This is a genomic window from Paenibacillus sp. EB106-04-04-XG159, from assembly GCF_058791835.1.
The window spans coordinates 1-17,877 of the sequence record NZ_JBYTDY010000023.1; the positions used below are offsets into that span (position 1 = coordinate 1).

The window sequence follows — 17,877 nt, forward strand, 5'->3', positions numbered from 1 at the left end:
GGATCAAACTCTCCATAAAAGTGTTTGACTTGCTCATTTGTATTGCTGACGAGTTTAACTCGTTATTTCTAACATTCGCTCGTTGTTCAGTTTTCAAAGAACAATATTCAATCCGAAGCATTCTTTCGCTTCGTTTCGCCCTGTCGTTCAGCGGCGACTTAATTAATATACCACCCTTGCCACCCCTTTGCAACAGGTAAAAAAATACACTTTCGAAATATCAAAATCTAAGATACACGTTCTTACATTAGCTATCTCTAATCCATCAACATATAACACTCTAGCTTCAGGAGGTGCATCTCTGAGTCAATGGGATAATGGCCAAACACCCTGCGAAAGACACCTTCCACCCTTTTGCCCTCTTACCCTTCTACCTCACTCTCTTTACAGCACTCACACGTATCAGCCCATCCTGAACGCTGCTCGAACACATTGCTCCTTCAATATAGAAAGCCGACCTCATAGGGGGTCGGCTTACCTAATCCAATCTATATTACGCGTTGCTGCGATCGCGCATATGCGGGAACAACAGCACGTCACGAATCGAAGGTGCATTCGTAAGCAGCATGACAAGGCGGTCAACACCGATGCCAAGTCCGCCTGTCGGCGGCATGCCGTACTCCAGCGCGCGGATGAAGTCATCATCCATCTCATGCGCTTCATCATTGCCATGCTCACGCTCAGCCAGCTGTGCCTCGAAGCGTTGGCGCTGATCGATCGGATCGTTCAGCTCCGTAAAGGCATTAGCATGTTCACGCGCTACGATAAATAGCTCGAAGCGATCTGTGAAGCGCGGGTCTACCGCATTTTTCTTAGCGAGCGGCGAGATCTCAACTGGATGACCTGTGATGAAGGTCGGTTGAATAAGTGTCTCTTCAACAAACTGCTCGAAGAACGCATTAAGAATATGTCCAAATGTAAAGTGCGGATCAACCCCTACCTTGTGCTGTTTGGCAAACGCATGAGCTTCCTCGTCTGTCATTTGAACAGAGAAATCAACCCCTACTGCTTCTTTAACAGCATCAACCATCGAAACACGGCGCCATTGCGGAGTAAGATCAACCTCATGACCTTGATATTGAATCTCCGTCGTACCGAGAACCTCTTGTGCGATATGCGCAACCAGATTCTCTGTCAGACGCATGATATCTTCGTAATCCGCATATGCCTCATACAGCTCAATCATCGTGAACTCAGGGTTATGACGCGTCGAGATCCCTTCATTGCGATATACACGGCCAATCTCATATACCTTCTCCAGACCGCCGACAATAAGACGCTTCAGATGAAGCTCAATCGCAATACGCATGTACAGCTGCATATCCAGCGCGTTGTGGTGCGTAATGAACGGACGTGCTGCAGCTCCGCCTGCGATCGCGTGCAGTGTAGGAGTCTCAACTTCAAGATAGCCGAGTGAATCCAAGTAACGGCGCATCGATTGAATAATACGGGAACGAGTGATAAACGTTTGCTGTACGTCCGGACTTACAATCAGGTCCACATAACGTTGACGGTAACGAGTCTCTACATCTTTTAACCCGTGGAATTTGTCAGGCAGAGGATACAACGACTTCGTCAGCACTTCCAAGTCCATAACTTTCACCGATGTCTCGCCTGTCTTCGTCTTGAATACCACTCCACGCACACCGATGATGTCCCCGATATCCAGCATGGAGAATGCTTCATATTTCTCAGCAGGCACCGTGTCCTGACGTACATAGATCTGAATGCGACCTGTAAGATCTTGAATGTGAGCAAAGCTAGCTTTACCCATGACGCGTTTCGCCATAATACGTCCAGCTATGCTTACTTCAACATTCTGAGATTCCAGTGCATCTTTATCCATATCGTTGTACGCATCCAGTACAGCTTTAGCTGTATGAGTACGAATGTATTTTGCACCAAACGGATCGATACCGAGCTTGCGCAGCTCGTCTAGCTTATCACGGCGAACCTGTAATAATTCACTTAACTCTACTTCTTGATTGACGGTATCCGTCATGAGACCCACTCCTCCACATCATGCAACCATTGCAGCCTGTGCAACATTTATGCAAACCATTTATTGTTATTCTAAAAACATTCTGAAAACAACAGAACGGCAACCAGTCTCTCTGTGCATGAAAACCACCTCTGCCATCAGAATGACCGTTCACCGTCATGCCGTTATTGGGTATTAGCTATACTCGCCCCATCGCACTGCACACTATATCTGCTCTTAGTTGCGCAAATGGCCTGTCTCAAAGGTTACGCGACGCAACACTTGAGACAAGCCTCTATAGTTTAAATACGTTAATTACGTACGCTTAATATCGATGATCTTGTATTGAATCACACCTGCAGGTACGCTAACGTCTACTATAGTACCTTGCTTCTTGCCCAAGATAGCCTTGCCTACTGGACTTTCATTCGAAATCTTGTTCTTCGATGGATCCGACTCAGCTGTTCCTACAATCGTATATTCCATCGTGTCGCCGAATTCCAGATCTTCTACAGTAACTGTGGAACCTACACTAACAGTTTCCGTATCGATCTCATCATTATTGATGATTCGCGCATTGCGGAGCATCTTCTCCAAAGTCATAATGCGGCCTTCTATAAAAGCCTGTTCATTCTTAGCATCTTCGTACTCGGAGTTCTCGCTAATGTCGCCATATCCGATTGCGACCTTGATCCGCTCAGCAACCTCACGGCGCTTCACCGATTTCAAGTTGTCCAGTTCTTCCTCCAGTTTCTTAAGACCATCCTGGGTCAGAATGACTTCTTTATCGCCCATCTTACCGATTCTCCTGTCATGATCATTATTTTCGCTGCTCGGACTGTCTCACTAACAAGAACATGAATAAGTACAGTTCCGATGCGGAAAGCGCCGAGGCGAATACTCTATTTCATCATATGGCTTGCACGACACATGATGACTAACTTGAGCAGGAATACGCTAACCAGCTCAAGTATTCTTTGCTGCAAGCCCCGAAGCGATTAATCTATTGATGAATTATATGGGATGCCCTAATAAAAGTCAATGCAGCTTAACACCCCAATTGGTAACGCTTTAATGGACTGTGGCCGGCTCTGCATCTTCATTTACAGCAGCGTTAACCGAACCTGATTGATGATCTGTACCCGTATCCCGCAGATGCGCGACATATCGCTCCATCATCCGAACCATCTCGTCACGGCGCGTTTCTTCCATAATGGCATCCTTCAAGCGCCCAGTTCCAGGAAGCCCCTTCAGATACCACGCCAGATGCTTGCGCATCTCCTTCACCGCAACCTTCTCACCCTTCAACGCGATAAGACGATCCATATGCACGATAGCAATGCGAATCTTCTCCTCTGCAGAAGGATCAGAAAGCAATTCCCCTGTGCTTAGATACTGCACTGTCCGATACAGCATCCACGGATTGCCAAGGGCTCCGCGTCCGATCATGACGCCGTCGCAGCCTGTTGTCTCCAGCATCCGCTTCGCATCCTCAGGAGTTGCGACGTCCCCATTTCCGATAACAGGAATATCCACGGCTTCTTTCACCTGGCGAATGTAATTCCAATCCGCCTTGCCTGTATACAGCTGCTCTCGGGTACGGCCGTGAACGCTGACCGCTTGACCTCCTGCGCGCTGCACAGCCAATGCATTTTCAACAACATAGATATGCTCTTCATCCCAGCCGATTCTCATCTTAACCGTCACTGGCTTCTCAACAGCATCCACGACTGCAGACACCATTTCGTAGATCTTGTTAGGATCCAGCAACCATCGTGCACCAGCGTCACATTTCGTAACCTTCGGCACAGGACAACCCATATTAATATCAATAATGTCAGCATTGGACTCTTTATCGACAATCTTCGCTGCCTCTACAAGCGACTGGCGATCACCGCCGAATATTTGCAGACTGAGCGGCTTCTCCCGATCATCCACATACAACATTTCTCGCGTCCGTTCATTGCCGTGAACGAGGGCTTTATCACTAACCATCTCGGCGCATACCAATCCGCAGCCGAACTCCTTGGCAATTAATCGAAATGCCGGATTGCACACACCCGCCATCGGAGCTAGAACAACCCGGTTTTTCATTTCGATGCCTGCAATATTGAGCATCTTGCTCACGCTCCTTTCTTGTCCCTTCATCAAGACTGTATACAAAATGGGCTCTGTTGATACGAGTATCCACGATACCAGCTGCAGCAACCGTTCCAATGAACAAATCAATGGAACAAGGCACTACTATAACATGCTATTTGCTGTCAAGCAATTCCTGAACGGACACTTGCATCGCTTGCGCGATCTGATGAAGCGCATGTTCATGGATCGTGCGATTACCGCGTTCCATTTCCCCAATAATCGTAATCGATAACCCCGTCAATTCCGCTAATTCTAGCTGCGTCAATCCTTTAAGCTTGCGGAAAGCGCGAATTCGCTTGCTGAGTCGATCCGTTTCCACAGTCGAATTCCTTCCTCCCCATCCAGTGTGCCCAAGCCCTGCTGCACGAATGCGTATAATTGCTGCTCCGTCTCCGGCACGATATCAGACAGCGGCACGAGTACGAATAACCGTTCTCCCATCCGAGGATGCGGCAATATCAGCTTCTCACTGTCCATCGCAACGCCTTCCATCCATAACAGATCGAGGTCAATCGTGCGCGGTCCCCAGCGAACATCTCGTACTCTTCCCAACTGGCGTTCAATGTCCAACATCGTATCCAGGAGCTCCTCCGGCTGCAGGGAAGTTGAAAGACAAGCTGTCATATTTAAAAATGCAGGCTGGTCTTCATACCCAACAGGGTCCGTCTCATACAGCGAGGAACAAGTTACGAACTGAATGCTTGGATGCGCATGGAGCATCCTCAACGCTTGAATCATGGTCTGTTCCCGTTCGCCCAGATTGGCGCCTAACGCGATATAAGCTTCCTTCCAGCCATCCATCTTATTCACTTGATTCATCTGCGACATCCTGCTCCTTCATCTTCGCACTCCGTCACCCGTGCACGTGTGATTTCCATTGTAACGCCTTCAAAATGAATGTCAAATGGTGGATTAGGCTTCGTCACACGCACAGTAGCTTCATTAATGAGCGAAAATGTGCCCAACAGTACAGTCGCAATTCGTTCTGCCAGCCTTTCGACAAGCAGATGGGATTCCTGCTCCATTATAGATTTGACCGCTTCATAGATGAGCGCATAATTGATGGATTCGTTCAGATCATCCGTCAAACCGGCCTGACGCAGGTCGACCTGTAGATCCAAGTCCACATACCAACGCTGTCCAAGCTTGCGTTCTTCTTCGAATACACCGTGACGGCCGAAGAATGCCATCCGCGATAGTTTTATGCGATCACGACCTACTACGCGCGTAGGTGTGTTAGCGGCATCGTTGATGTGAGATGCAGTCATGTTCCGTTACCTCCTATGCTGAACAGTGTGTCGCAGCGGCGTCATTTACAATATCAGGCTTATATCGATGTCCTAAGCTCTTAGTTGTTAGCTCTTAGCTGTTCAGCATCGCGTCGCACATCTTCACCGTCCGCGCAATCTGTCGAACATCATGCACCCGTACGATCTGACAGCCTTGCGCAATTCCGAATGCTACGGTCGCAGCCGTTCCCTCGACTACATCTTCAACAGGAAGCTGCAGCGTATCGCGCAAGAAGCGTTTGCGGGAAGTGGCCAATAGCACAGGATATCCTAGCTCCACGAGTTCATCCAAATGATGCATCAATTGTAGATTATCCTGACCGTTCTTGGCAAATCCGATCCCTGGGTCAAGCCAGATGTTCTCCTCGCTGACGCCTGCGGCGCGGGCAATAGCCACGCTCTCCAGCAGATCTCGCTTCACATCGGCGATATAATCCGTGTAGCTGCGCTCTTCGCGGTTATGCATCAATATAATCGGACAGTTGTACTGTGCCGCGATGTCCGCCATTCGGCGCTCACGCTTGCAGCCCCATACATCGTTCAAGATATGCGCGCCCGCGTCCAGCGCTCGCTTCGCTACCTCAGCCTTATACGTATCGATTGAAATGATCGCCTCTGGAAGCTCTGCTCGCAGCGCCTCTATAACGGGGATCACTCGACGCAGTTCTTCGTCCTGACTGACCGGATCTGATCCCGGCCGAGTAGATTCGCCGCCGATATCAAGCAGGTCTGCGCCTTCCGCGAGCATCTCGCGCGCATGCTGCACCGCACGGTCAATCGAATTATATTGGCCGCCGTCAGAGAAGGAATCCGGTGTTACATTCAATATTCCCATCACCAGCGTGCGCTGACCAAGAGTTAGCTTTCTCTTTGTATGGCCTTCCTCACGTGAGGGAAGATGATATTCCCGTTCATATCGTTTAGGCTTCAACATATATGTTCACTCCTTATCTGTCCCTTGAGGCTGGCAGTATGCGTCCACCGAGGCGCGATATGCCGCCAGCAGCTCTGCTGTGATCGGGCCGATTCGCCCATCCCCAACCCGCTTCACCTGCTGATCCTGCTCCCAGATCGAGGTTAGCGGTACAAGCTCCTGAACGGATGTCGTCATAAACAACTCATCCGAGTCCAACAGCGCCTCCCATGTATAGGCGCCTTCTTCCGTCTCATACCCGCGGGCGCCAGCGAGCCTTAGCACATGCGCCCGCGTTATGCCGGGCAGGATGCCGAGCTCTACTGCAGGTGTCAGCAGTCGCCCGTCCTTGACGGCGAACAGGTTGCTGACGATGCCCTCGGCAACGTGCCCGCTCGCGGTTAGCATGGCGCCCTCCGCGCCAAGCTCTGCGGCGGCGGGGTATGACGCGAGCAGTTCGCGCTTCGCCACTATATTGTTCATATAGTGGCCGGACTTGAAGCGAACGCCCGCCTCGGGCGAGTTCCGCCGCGTCGCAAGCAGGTGCAGCGGCTTGCCCGTCTCATAGAGCGATGGCGGCAGCGACGACAGCGCCTTCGCCAGCACCATCACCACCGGCTGCTCATAGTCGCCGGCGGGCAGTCCCAACCCCTGCTCCCCGGCGCTGACCGTAAGCCGGATGTACGCATCCTCTAGTCCATTGGCGTGTATAACCTCTGCAATGTGCTGTGCCAACTTCTCGGGTTCTATGTCTACCCGAATACGCAACGCTTCGCACGCTTCCTGAAGCCGTGCTAGATGCTCCGCCAGCAGGAACGGAACCCCCTGATACGTGCGCATCGTTTCAAACAAACTCATACCGTACAAAAAGCCGTGATCCCATACCGGAATCACAGCTTCATCTGCTGAACGTAATACGCCGTTCCACCCCACGGTATGCATTATGCACCTTGCTCCGCTTTATTGTTCAGAAAATTGCGCAACATCTGATGGCCATAGTCCGTTATGATCGATTCCGGATGGAACTGCACGCCTTCGATTGGATACTCTTTATGCCGCAGCCCCATAATCTCGCCTTCCGCAGTCTCTGCCGTTATCTCTAGGCAGTCCGGCAGCGTCTCGCGCTCAACGATAAGCGAATGGTAGCGAGTAGCCGTGAACGGGCTCGGCAGCCCTTCAAACACAGAAGCCCCCTGATGATGAATCGGTGAAGTCTTGCCGTGCATCAAGCGCTCTGCGCGAATGACATTCCCGCCGAACGCCTGTCCGATCGCTTGATGACCGAGACATACGCCGAAGATCGGTATGATGCCCTTGAAATGCTCGATCACATCTAACGTGATGCCTGCATCTGTCGGCGTGCAAGGTCCTGGCGAGAGCAGCAGGTGATCCGGATTCAGCTGTTTAATGCCTTCTATATCAATCTCATCATTGCGGAATACCTTGATCTCTTCACCGAGCTCTCCTAAGTACTGGACTAAGTTATACGTAAAGCTGTCATAATTATCGATTACGAGTATCATCGTTTCCCCCCTGCTTCCTGCCGTCTTGCGGCGCTGCATCCTGTCGCATATTCTAGGTGGTCTATTCCGTTCCCGCTTACCCTTCTTATTACCCTTCTTGCAAATGGTATATGACTGGCTTATGGCTGATCTATGGTTAGTTTACGTCTGCTCGTGACGGGTCAGACCGCTCCTGCCATTCCCGCTCACTAAGCTGTACCGCCTTCCATAGCGCCTTCGTCTTATTCAGACTTTCGCGGTATTCCCGCTCCGGGTCAGAATCAATGACAATGCCTGCTCCAGCTTGAATATGACCGACGCCATCCTTCAAGGTAAGGGTACGAATAATAATATTTAATTCCATATCGCCTGTATAGTCAATCCACCCAAATGATCCGGTGTATGGACCTCGGCGCACAGGCTCCAGCTCCTCGATAATCTCCATCGTACGCACCTTCGGCGCACCCGTTATCGTTCCTCCCGGGAACTTGGCGCGGATCACGTCATAGGCATCCTTGCCGGCTGCCAGCTTGCCCCGCACCTCGGACACCAGATGCATCACATGGGAGTAATACTCGATCACCATCAGCTCGTCTACTCGCACCGATCCGTAGGCAGAGATTCGCCCCAAGTCATTGCGCTCCAGATCGACGAGCATGATATGCTCCGCCCGTTCCTTCTCATTGGACCGCAGCTCCTCTGCCATGAGCAGATCCTCTGCTTCCGTCTTCCCTCGGCGTCTCGTCCCAGCGATCGGACGCGCGCTGACTTCGCCTCGCTCCAGCTTCACCAGCAGCTCTGGCGAGCAGGATACGAGCTGGAATTCGTCCAAGCGCAGCAATCCCATATAAGGAGAAGGATTGACAATCCGCAGCCATTCATACAGCTGCTCGGCCGATTCTTGAATCTCCTTCATCTGACGCATGGAGAGGTTGATTTGAAATACATCGCCCGCTCCAATGTATTGTTGAATTCGGCGCACCGCTTCCTTGAAGCTCTCCTTCGGAAAGGCTGTGCGCACACCGTCAAACGCTTCAACATCTATAGCCATGTTATCGGCGAGCATCTGCTTGCGGCCATCACGCAGGGCTACCGCTTCAGGAGTCATAGCTGCCTCATTCCAGGTGCGCCAACGCTCGCGCATCTCGCGCACGCGAGCCGCTGCTTGAGCATGGATCTCCTGCAAGGCGTCTAAACTGTCCGAGTCAGCAGCCGCATCACTCATGTCTGTCATCACGCTGCAGTAGAGCAGTTGCTGCTTGTGATCCACCGTCCACAATTCGTGTACGCGCAGGAACACATAATCCGGCAGCTCCAGATCGTCAGCGGCCACGTTAGGCAGCCTCTCAATAGAGCGAGCCACATCATAGCTAAGAAAGCCGACACTGCCGCCTGTGAACTTAGGCGCTCCCTCAACATAAGGCGCTCGATATGGCGCCATCCAGCGCCGTATCGCCTCGAGCGGCTCCATCTCCCACTGCTCCGTGCTTCCCGCCAGATCATCAACGATAGCCTGCGTTCCTTTGCCGCTGAGCTTGGAGAGCGGGTGCAGCCCCAAGAACGAATATTGTCCGTCCTTGCCGCTCTCCAATACGAAGCTGTTGGGCGCAGCTTCCGCCCAAGCCCCTTTCCAATCGGCAATGCGATCGCCTTCGGCAATGCCCAAGGGATATGCCTCTATATAAGGAAGAATCGTGTAGCCTTCCTTCATCCAATGTCTCCATTGGTCTAATGAACATGAATCTTGTAATGCTTGAATTGTCACTTATCCACCTCAACATCAAAATATGAGAGCGAGCTCTACATCTCATCGCATCTGCAGGTAATTGTCCATAGTATATAGCATCCTTTCACATGATGAAAGGTGGAAGAACGAAACCCCCGACCAGCAATCAGGCAGCAGACTGCCTGTTACTTACCGGGGGTATGCTATGCTACGATCTCTGCATCTAGAGATCGGATTAATTGTCGAAGTTGAAGAGCGGTGTGCTTAAGTAGCGCTCGCCATTGCTCGGAACAACTGCAATTACACGCTTGCCTTCACCTAGCTCCTTAGCAACCTGCAGCGCGGCTTTGATCGAGGCTCCTGACGATATGCCGCACAGAATGCCCTCTTCCTTCGCCATACGGCGAGCAATGTCAAAGGCGTCATCGTTCTCGATCGGAATAATCTGATCGTAGATATCACGATTCAAGATGTCGGGCACGAAGTTCGCACCGATCCCTTGGATCTTATGCGGTCCAGGCTTGCCGCCCGACAGAATCGGAGAAGCGGCTGGTTCCACAGCGACAACACGAATACCCGGGAAGTTCTTCTTCAACACTTCTCCTGCGCCTGTTATCGTTCCGCCTGTACCGATACCTGCGACGAATGCATCCAGCTTTCCGTCCAATGACTGAATGGCTTCCACAATCTCAGGACCGGTTGTTTCACGATGAATCTTAACATTTGCCATGTTCTTGAACTGCTGCGGAATAAAGTATCCTGTGTTCTCCTTTACCAGCTCTTCCGCCTTGCGAACCGCGCCATTCATGCCCTCGGCACCCGGCGTAAGCACGAGTTCCGCTCCGTACGCACGAAACAGGTTGCGGCGTTCCATGCTCATCGTCTCAGGCATAACGAGAATAGCTTTGTATCCTTTAGCGGCAGCGACCATTGCCAAGCCAATGCCTGTGTTGCCGCTGGTAGGCTCCACGATCGTATCTCCTGGTTTAAGAACACCTTCCGCTTCAGCCGCTTCTACCATGCTGATCGCGATGCGATCTTTAACACTGGATCCCGGGTTCTGGTACTCCAGCTTAACGTAGATTTCTGCGCTGCCTTCAGGAACGATTCGGTTTAATCGCACCAGAGGTGTATCCCCAATTAGTTCTGTTACACTGTTCACGATTCTGGCCATGGACAAGCCCTCCTGTATCTATTCATTAATTTCCGACTAAATCACTAGGTTTTATTAATTTCAAGTTTATCAACCCTCACCACGAAAGTCAATAAGCACGATGCAATAATTGGAATTTATTTATATTGCCTCTCCAGGCCAATAATTCCGCATCCGCCTCACATGGCAATAAAAGCTCTAAATGTCGCAGCTGTGTGCTACATCTAGAGCTTTATATTCGCCTTCATTATGACTCAGGAATAGCATCGCTCATTAATCGAGCGTGATACTTCTCCTTCAATTGCTCTTCCACTTCGACAAGCGATGGCGCCATTGACAGAGCGACTTCCTTGCGGACCCTTTCTCGAAGCGTCTCGCTGCTGTACAGATCAATCTCCTCGCGGCCAGTCAACATGACGATTGCATAACCATCCTCCACCTTGACCGGTTGCGACCAAGTGCCCACATCCATCAATATAGCCATCATACGTTCATTAACAGCTAGAAAAGGATCATCCTCATCAATCCAGCCCAGCTTGCCTCCCTGTTGAGAAGTAAATGAGTCAATTGATAAGGCTTCCGCTACCTGCTCAAACGATTCCCCTGCTTTCAAGCGTTCTAAGGCGAAGTTAGCTGTATCGAGATCAGGAACCACGATATGCGACAATTGCATCGATACAGGATTGCTTATTTCATCTTCATGAAGATCGATATATTGCTCAATCTCATCATCGCTTACTTCAATACCATGAATTGCAACTTTCTCCAGCATTAGATGATAATGCAGATCTCTATTTATCTGCTCTGGGCTCAAGCCCAACTGTTCCTGCATCGCGGTATAATACGCTTCAACACTCTCGTACCCATACATTTCACGGCGAAGCTCAGCCTCGACTTCTTCTTCTGATACTTGAATATGTAGCGCCGCTGCCTCCATCTCTACAGCCTTGATGGTCATCATCCGCTCCAATACCATGGAACCATACTGCCGCTCCAGTTCCTCGATCCACTGCTCTTTCAATATAGGCTCATTACCCACAACAGCCAAGACAGATGACTGCTCCTGATCTTGATCAGACGCAGCTCCGCGCTTAGGTATATCTATACGAAACAGCAGCACTCCTCCGAGTACCACTACACATACAAGCAGTACGATGATGCAGCCCCATAAGCTCTTGACTTCATTGGTCATAAGGCTAAAGTTCCTTCTCTTATACGTTCTTCGCTTCCATCAACAAACGAAGTTGGGCTTCAACGACCTTGCTTAGATAACCAACACTAGTTATTATTTCATCGTCTGTGCTAATAGAGCTTCTAACTGTTCACGATCAAAATGATACCATTCATTGCAGAAATGACACTGGGCTTCCGCCTTGCCGTCTTCATCAAGCATATGCTGCAGCTCTTCGTGTCCCAAGCTGATTAATGCTTGCTCTACGCGCTCCTGCGAGCATTGGCAGCGGAACACAATCGGCAGATGCTCCATGATCTGAACATCATCTGCGATCCAAGTCAGCATCTCTTCCGGTTCCAAGCCTTGATCCAGCAGTGAAGTAATTGGCGGCAGCATGCTGAGGGATTGTTCAATCTTCGTGATCTGCTCATCAGTAAGTCCCGGCAGCAGCTGAATAATGAAGCCTCCAGCGTGCAGTACTGAATTATCCACGTCAACCAGCACACCTAATCCAACTGCTGATGGCGATTGTTCAGAAACTGCAAAGTAATACGTAAAGTCCTCGCCAAGCTCACCCGAAATGATTGGAGAGCTGCCGCGATACGGCTCCTTCAAACCAAGGTCCTTCGTAACGTGAATAAAGCCATCATGGCCAATAGCGCCAGCTACATCCAGCTTGCCATGTTCGTTGCTTGGCAGATGCACATCTGGATTCGTGACATAACCTCTCACTTCGCCCTTAGCATTAGCATCTGCTACGACTTGGCCTATAGGACCATCGCCCTTTATCTGGATCGTCAGCTTCTCTTCACCTTTCAACATTGCCCCCATCATAGCTGCAGCTGTTACAGTACGTCCAAGTGCTGCCGTTGCTGTTGGATAGGTTTGATGGCGCCGCTGCAATTCATTAACCAGCTGTGTCGTGCGTACTGCAAATACACGAACCTGACCGCCCAGCGCCGTTCCTCTCACGAGCACATCTATATGCGCCTCCTGAGATGCCATCTCTTGTTCATGGCTAGTTGTCATCTATTTCTGCCCCCGTTGCGAATGTATTTTAGACGCGAACTATTCGCGAATTGTTACACTTTGCTATCCATTATTTCGTTGATAAATATAACGAAGTCCTTCGAGCGTTAATAACGGATTCGTCTCTTCGATCGTATGCGACTCGCTGCCGATCAGCTCTGCTAATCCTCCAGTGGCAATAACCCGTGTCTTCGTGCCCAGCTCCGCTTCAATACGGCTGATAATGCCATCCACTTGGCCCGCATAACCGAAGATGATGCCAGCTTGCATCGAGTGTATCGTATTGCGGCCGATGACTGACTTCGGCTTCGTTAGCTCAATACGAGGCAGCTTGGCTGCTCGTTGATAGAGTGCTTCCGTCGAAATGCCGATACCTGGCACGATCGCTCCGCCCAAGTAGTTGCCCTTCGCATCGATGACATCGAAAGTAGTAGCCGTTCCGAAGTCGACGATGACTAGCGGCTTGCCAACACCATACAGTTCAATGGCAGCTACCGCATTGACGATGCGGTCGGCACCCACTTCACGCGGATTCTCATAGCGAATATTGAGTCCCGTCTTAATCCCAGGACCTACGATTAACGGTACCTTATGCAAATATCGCACGCACAGCTGCTCCATCGTATGCACGATAGGCGGCACGACAGACGATATAATGACACCTTGAATATCGTCGACGGATAATTGAGCCATCGATAGCAGGTTATGAATCATGACCCCGTATTCATCAGTGGTGGCTTTTCTGCTCGTACTCAACCGCCAATGATGCAGAAGGGTCGTATCTTTGTAAATACCGAGTACAATATTGGTATTCCCTACATCAATAACGAGAATCACATTCTCACCCTGCCTTTTTTTCATTTAAGTCTAGACTAATGTCGAGCGCATGGAAAGAATAGGTCAGCGCACCGACCGAGATCACATCTACACCGGATTCAGCCTTCTCCCGTATCGTTTCCAGTGTTATGCCTCCCGATGCTTCAATGAGCACATGAGGCGCTGCTGCACGAATCCGGCTGACCGCCTCTTTCATCAACGACGCGCTCATGTTGTCCAACATGATAATGTCTGCGCAAGCATCCAATGCTTCCGCTACCTGCTCCAGCGACTCGGTCTCTACCTCAATCTTCATCGTGTACGGAATCTGACCGCGTGCGCGAGTAACGGCCGCAAGAATCCCGCCTGCGCCTTTAATATGATTATCCTTGATCATGACCGCATCATACAAGCCGAAGCGATGGTTAGCGCCTCCTCCTACACGGACAGCGTACTTCTCCAGCGCCCGATGACCAGGCGTTGTCTTGCGCGTATCCACAAGCTTGGCAGGCAGATCAGAGATTACCTCCGCATACGACGCAGTCTTCGTGGCAATCCCCGACATGCGCTGCATCAGATTCAGCGCCAAGCGTTCTCCGAGCAGGATGCTGTGCGTGCGACCTTCAACCTCTGCCAGTACCGTACCCTTCTTGACGCGTGCCCCCTCTTCTACCATAGGTCGGAAAGAAAGTGCTGTGTCCACTACCTCGAATACGGCTTCCGCCACCGGCAATCCGGCAATGATCCCATCTTCCTTCGCATGAATGATCGCTTTCGACTGCTGCGCTTCCGGTATCGTAAATGCTGTCGTCACATCGCCAGTACCGATATCTTCCTTCAGCCATGCTGTAATCTGCTCACGCAGTGTAATACGCTCTATGCTAAATGTCATCAATTATCTCCTCCGATATACCCTGGTCACGCTGAACGAGCGTGTGCTTATGCCAGTTCAGATCATCACGATCCGGGGCATCCTCTCGATAATGCCCGCCTCGGCTCTCTTCACGCCAATATGCCGACTCTGCTATAAGCATAGCGCATATCAGCATATTCGCAAACTCGTATTCCTCACGACGGGTTAATCGAGCCTGCAGGAATCCCCGTTGACGGTTCATCTCATCCAGCCCTTTCTGCAGCCCCTTCCCCGTGCGCGTAAGACCAACGTAGCGCACCATAAGCTTCTGCAGCTTCAATCGTCGCTCAACGACAGCCTGAATCGGTGAATCATGACGACCGATATCAGCCGTGATCAGATCAAGAGGCTCTATCGGATGTTCAAGCTTCTCGATGCTGTCTGCGATTCGCTTGCCGAATACCAGCGCCTCTGACAACGAATTGCTGGCTAATCTATTTGCGCCATGAACTCCGGTGGAAGATGCCTCACCGCAAGCAAACAAACGCTTAATCGTGGTTTCCCCATGCAGGTCAGTCTTTACGCCGCCCATCATGTAGTGAGCAGCAGGGGCAACCGGAATCCAATCGGTTGTCAGATCCAGCCCATATTGCAGGCAGGTCTCATGGATGGTTGGGAAACGACGCTTAACCATATCCGCAGATTCATGAGTAATATCCAGATAGACAAAGGTTGACTTCGTCTCCTCCATCTCGCTGACAATCGCACGCGCCACAATATCACGCGGGGCCAGCTCCAACTGATGATGGTATCTTTCCATAAACCGCTCACCCTTAATATTGCGCAGAATTGCGCCCTCTCCTCGCACCGCCTCGGATATAAGGAATCGAGGAGCGCCAGGATAGCATAAAGCTGTTGGATGGAACTGATTAAACTCCATATCCCGGATCACGGCACCTGCGCGGTATGCTATCGCGATTCCATCGCCAGTGGCAACCTCCGGATTCGTGGTATAGCGATACAGCTGCCCTACCCCGCCAGTGCATAGAACCACAGCTTTCCCCTTCACGAATACTCTGGAACCGTCTGGCCGCTGAACGATTGCTCCGCGGCACTCACCGCCCTGTATAACCAGATCGATCGCAAAGTGATCCTCCCAGATGGTGATATTCGGGTTGTGCCGTGCCTTCTCCGCCAAGGAGCGGACAATCTCGTAGCCAGTCGCGTCTCCATTCGCATGCAGAATGCGGCGATGGCTGTGCGCGCCTTCTCTCGTAAGCGCAAGCTCCCCATTCTCCATATCGAATGATGTTCCGAACTGGATCAGCTCTTCTACACGAGCGGGGCCCTCGTGCACAAGCACGTTAACCGCTTCTGTTGAGCATAGTCCGGCTCCCGCAATCAGCGTATCTTCTAGGTGGAAGCTCGGCGAATCTTCATCAGATATAACCGCGGCAATCCCGCCTTGCGCGTATCGGGTGTTGCTCTCAAAGAGTGATTTCTTCGTAATTAGCGTAACCCGATGGTGCTGACTGGCCAATATCGCGGTATACAACCCAGCGATACCCGCCCCAATCACGATAACGTCAGACTCCTCTATCGGCGTATGTTCGAGTGAAAAGTCTATTAAGTAAGGAGTATTCATTCGGGCTCACCTCTGACAGATCATATTTGCAGCGATTGCGATCATCTGCACAGTTAGCAGCAGATAGAGTATTGCAAGCAGAAGAGCAGCAACGTATATAGCATAAAGCCGCAGTATTCAACAGCAGTAACCACATTTCAATTAAAACTGTATCTATTTTAATGCCCCTAGCAACATAAATAAAGCTCATATGACAAATAAATGTCAAAGAGCCTTATTAGATATTGATTCTATAGACAATTGTTCGGAAAAACAAGAGAGTAGCTGCCGCGGTGCAGCTATATTGAGTCCCCTCTAAGGAGAATGACATCAGATAAAGAGATGTTGAAAGCCGAATCCGATAATGATCCCCCCCATTATGATAACTAATTTTCCACCAAATCGTGTGAATGCAAGATGTTCCTCGCTTCGCTCCCTATCATCGATTAAATTCCAGAACAACCATGATTCAGGATGTTTGATCCCAAACAAGCCAACTCCAACTAGTGCAATCCCTAACATAAAGATAGAAATAGCCATATAATCATCTCCTCTAGAGATCAATACGCAATCTGTTGTTAAAGGTTTCCATTATGGGGGTTGGTCAATGGATAGGCGATATAAGAAAAAGCCCTTGATCTACAAGGGCTTCTTAAGGTTCGTTCGTTTATACATATGGAGGGCATTACTTCACTTGCAACATGCGCTCCAAGGATAACCGCGCTTTCTCAGCAACGTGCTCCGGCACATAGATCTGCGGCTGCATCGTTTCGAGACATTTCACTAGCTTTTTCAAATTGTTAACCTTCATATTTGGACATACCAAGTATTTAGTTGCAAAATGGAACGACTTGTTCGGGCTGTCCTTGCGCAATTGATAGCCGGTTCCATCTTCCGTACCTACGATAAACTCGGTATGCTCTGAGTTCTTGCAGTACTTTAGGATCGCAGTTGTACTGCCTACGAAATCACCCATAGCGACTACTTCCGGTCTGCACTCTGGATGAACAACAAACTGCGCATTCGGGTGCTTCGCCTTCATCTCTACGACATCTTTAACCGTCAGCATGTCGTGAGTATTGCAATAGCCTTCCCATATAATCATGTTCTTGCCTGTCTTCTGCTGTACGTAGTGTCCCAGGTTCTTGTCTGGCACCCAGATGATCTCCTCCGCATCAAGCGACTCGATCACCTTCACCGCATTAGCGGATGTACAGCATATATCTGTCTCTGCTTTAATGTCTGCAGAAGAGTTAATGTACGTTACGACCTTAGCATTCGGATGCTGCGCCTTTAATTTACGAAGGCCTTCCACATTGACCATATCAGCCATAGGGCATCCAGCGCGCTCGTCTGGAATAAGCACAGTCTTGTTAGGGGCTAGAATCTTTGCGCTTTCACCCATAAAGTGAACTCCGCAGAACACGATAACTTCCGCATCCGTCTCCGCTGCCTTCTGTGCAAGCAGGAATGAATCTCCTCTGAAATCCGCTACTTCTTGTATCTCATCTCGCTGATAATAGTGAGCAAGTATGACTGCATTGCGTTCTTTCTTCAACTGCATCAATCGTTCACGCAGTTCACGGTTTTGTTCTTCTTTACGAGCCAGTGCCAACGCTTCAAGCTGCACGAATACTCCACCCCTCGGCTTAATCATTAACAACTAATTTACACA

Annotated in this window: 18 protein-coding genes; all 18 read right to left on the reverse strand. The window is 50.3% G+C overall.

The features are described from left to right. Positions 1–493 precede the first annotated feature (493 nt). On the reverse strand, positions 494–2,002 hold the full coding sequence (gene lysS / locus AC3WTP_RS20780) for a lysine--tRNA ligase (RefSeq protein ID WP_492396552.1): 1,509 nt from the start codon (positions 2,000–2,002) through the stop codon (positions 494–496). 294 nt (positions 2,003–2,296) lie between these two features. Then, positions 2,297–2,776, reverse strand: a complete 480-nt coding sequence (greA, locus tag AC3WTP_RS20785; protein ID WP_492396553.1) for a transcription elongation factor GreA — start codon at positions 2,774–2,776, stop codon at positions 2,297–2,299. 276 nt (positions 2,777–3,052) lie between these two features. Next, on the reverse strand, positions 3,053–4,099 hold the full coding sequence (gene dusB / locus AC3WTP_RS20790) for a tRNA dihydrouridine synthase DusB (RefSeq protein ID WP_492396554.1): 1,047 nt from the start codon (positions 4,097–4,099) through the stop codon (positions 3,053–3,055). Between the two features lie 136 nt (positions 4,100–4,235). Beyond that, positions 4,236–4,442, reverse strand: a complete 207-nt coding sequence (locus AC3WTP_RS20795) for a helix-turn-helix domain-containing protein (protein ID WP_492396555.1) — start codon at positions 4,440–4,442, stop codon at positions 4,236–4,238. Next, positions 4,385–4,942 (reverse strand): 2-amino-4-hydroxy-6-hydroxymethyldihydropteridine diphosphokinase, encoded by a 558-nt coding sequence (folK, locus tag AC3WTP_RS20800; RefSeq protein ID WP_492396556.1) that lies wholly within the window; start codon positions 4,940–4,942, stop codon positions 4,385–4,387. Before folK ends, AC3WTP_RS20795 begins: the two co-directional genes overlap by 58 nt. After that, positions 4,939–5,391 carry a dihydroneopterin aldolase gene (gene folB / locus AC3WTP_RS20805; RefSeq protein ID WP_492396557.1) on the reverse strand — a complete coding sequence of 151 codons (453 nt, stop codon included), beginning with the start codon at positions 5,389–5,391 and terminating at the stop codon, positions 4,939–4,941. Before folB ends, folK begins: the two co-directional genes overlap by 4 nt. A 94-nt stretch (positions 5,392–5,485) precedes the next feature. Next, positions 5,486–6,343 carry a dihydropteroate synthase gene (folP, locus tag AC3WTP_RS20810; protein ID WP_492396610.1) on the reverse strand — a complete coding sequence of 286 codons (858 nt, stop codon included), beginning with the start codon at positions 6,341–6,343 and terminating at the stop codon, positions 5,486–5,488. 9 nt (positions 6,344–6,352) lie between these two features. Then, positions 6,353–7,267: an aminotransferase class IV gene (locus AC3WTP_RS20815; RefSeq protein WP_492396558.1), complete on the reverse strand. Its 915-nt coding sequence runs from the start codon at positions 7,265–7,267 to the stop codon at positions 6,353–6,355. Further along, positions 7,267–7,848: an aminodeoxychorismate/anthranilate synthase component II gene (pabA, locus tag AC3WTP_RS20820; protein ID WP_492396559.1), complete on the reverse strand. Its 582-nt coding sequence runs from the start codon at positions 7,846–7,848 to the stop codon at positions 7,267–7,269. The genes AC3WTP_RS20815 and pabA overlap by 1 nt, the downstream gene beginning before the upstream one ends. 136 nt (positions 7,849–7,984) lie before the next feature. After that, positions 7,985–9,538 carry an anthranilate synthase component I family protein gene (locus tag AC3WTP_RS20825; protein WP_492396611.1) on the reverse strand — a complete coding sequence of 518 codons (1,554 nt, stop codon included), beginning with the start codon at positions 9,536–9,538 and terminating at the stop codon, positions 7,985–7,987. A gap of 250 nt (positions 9,539–9,788) precedes the next feature. After that, a complete protein-coding gene (cysK, locus tag AC3WTP_RS20830) occupies positions 9,789–10,727 on the reverse strand; it encodes a cysteine synthase A (protein ID WP_492396560.1) in 939 nt (312 codons plus the stop codon). Positions 10,728–10,953: 226 nt separating this feature from the next. Further along, complete coding sequence (locus AC3WTP_RS20835; protein ID WP_492396561.1) at positions 10,954–11,898, reverse strand: peptidylprolyl isomerase; 945 nt, start codon at positions 11,896–11,898, stop codon at positions 10,954–10,956. A gap of 93 nt (positions 11,899–11,991) precedes the next feature. Then, the gene (gene hslO / locus AC3WTP_RS20840; RefSeq protein WP_492396562.1) at positions 11,992–12,909 is read right to left on the reverse strand and encodes an Hsp33 family molecular chaperone HslO; all 918 of its coding nucleotides are present in this window, start codon (positions 12,907–12,909) and stop codon (positions 11,992–11,994) included. Positions 12,910–12,972: 63 nt separating this feature from the next. Next, positions 12,973–13,746, reverse strand: coding sequence for a type III pantothenate kinase (locus tag AC3WTP_RS20845; RefSeq protein WP_492396563.1), 774 nt, complete (start codon positions 13,744–13,746; stop codon positions 12,973–12,975). A 4-nt stretch (positions 13,747–13,750) separates the two neighbouring features. Further along, complete coding sequence (nadC, locus tag AC3WTP_RS20850; protein WP_492396564.1) at positions 13,751–14,617, reverse strand: carboxylating nicotinate-nucleotide diphosphorylase; 867 nt, start codon at positions 14,615–14,617, stop codon at positions 13,751–13,753. Beyond that, positions 14,607–16,223, reverse strand: a complete 1,617-nt coding sequence (gene nadB / locus AC3WTP_RS20855) for an L-aspartate oxidase (RefSeq protein ID WP_492396565.1) — start codon at positions 16,221–16,223, stop codon at positions 14,607–14,609. The genes nadC and nadB overlap by 11 nt, the downstream gene beginning before the upstream one ends. Positions 16,224–16,532: 309 nt before the next feature. Then, entirely contained in the window at positions 16,533–16,742 is a 210-nt protein-coding gene (locus AC3WTP_RS20860; protein WP_492396566.1) for a DUF6199 family natural product biosynthesis protein, read from the reverse strand. A gap of 145 nt (positions 16,743–16,887) precedes the next feature. Further along, positions 16,888–17,832, reverse strand: a complete 945-nt coding sequence (nadA, locus tag AC3WTP_RS20865; RefSeq protein ID WP_492396567.1) for a quinolinate synthase NadA — start codon at positions 17,830–17,832, stop codon at positions 16,888–16,890. Between the last annotated feature and the right edge of the window lie 45 nt (positions 17,833–17,877).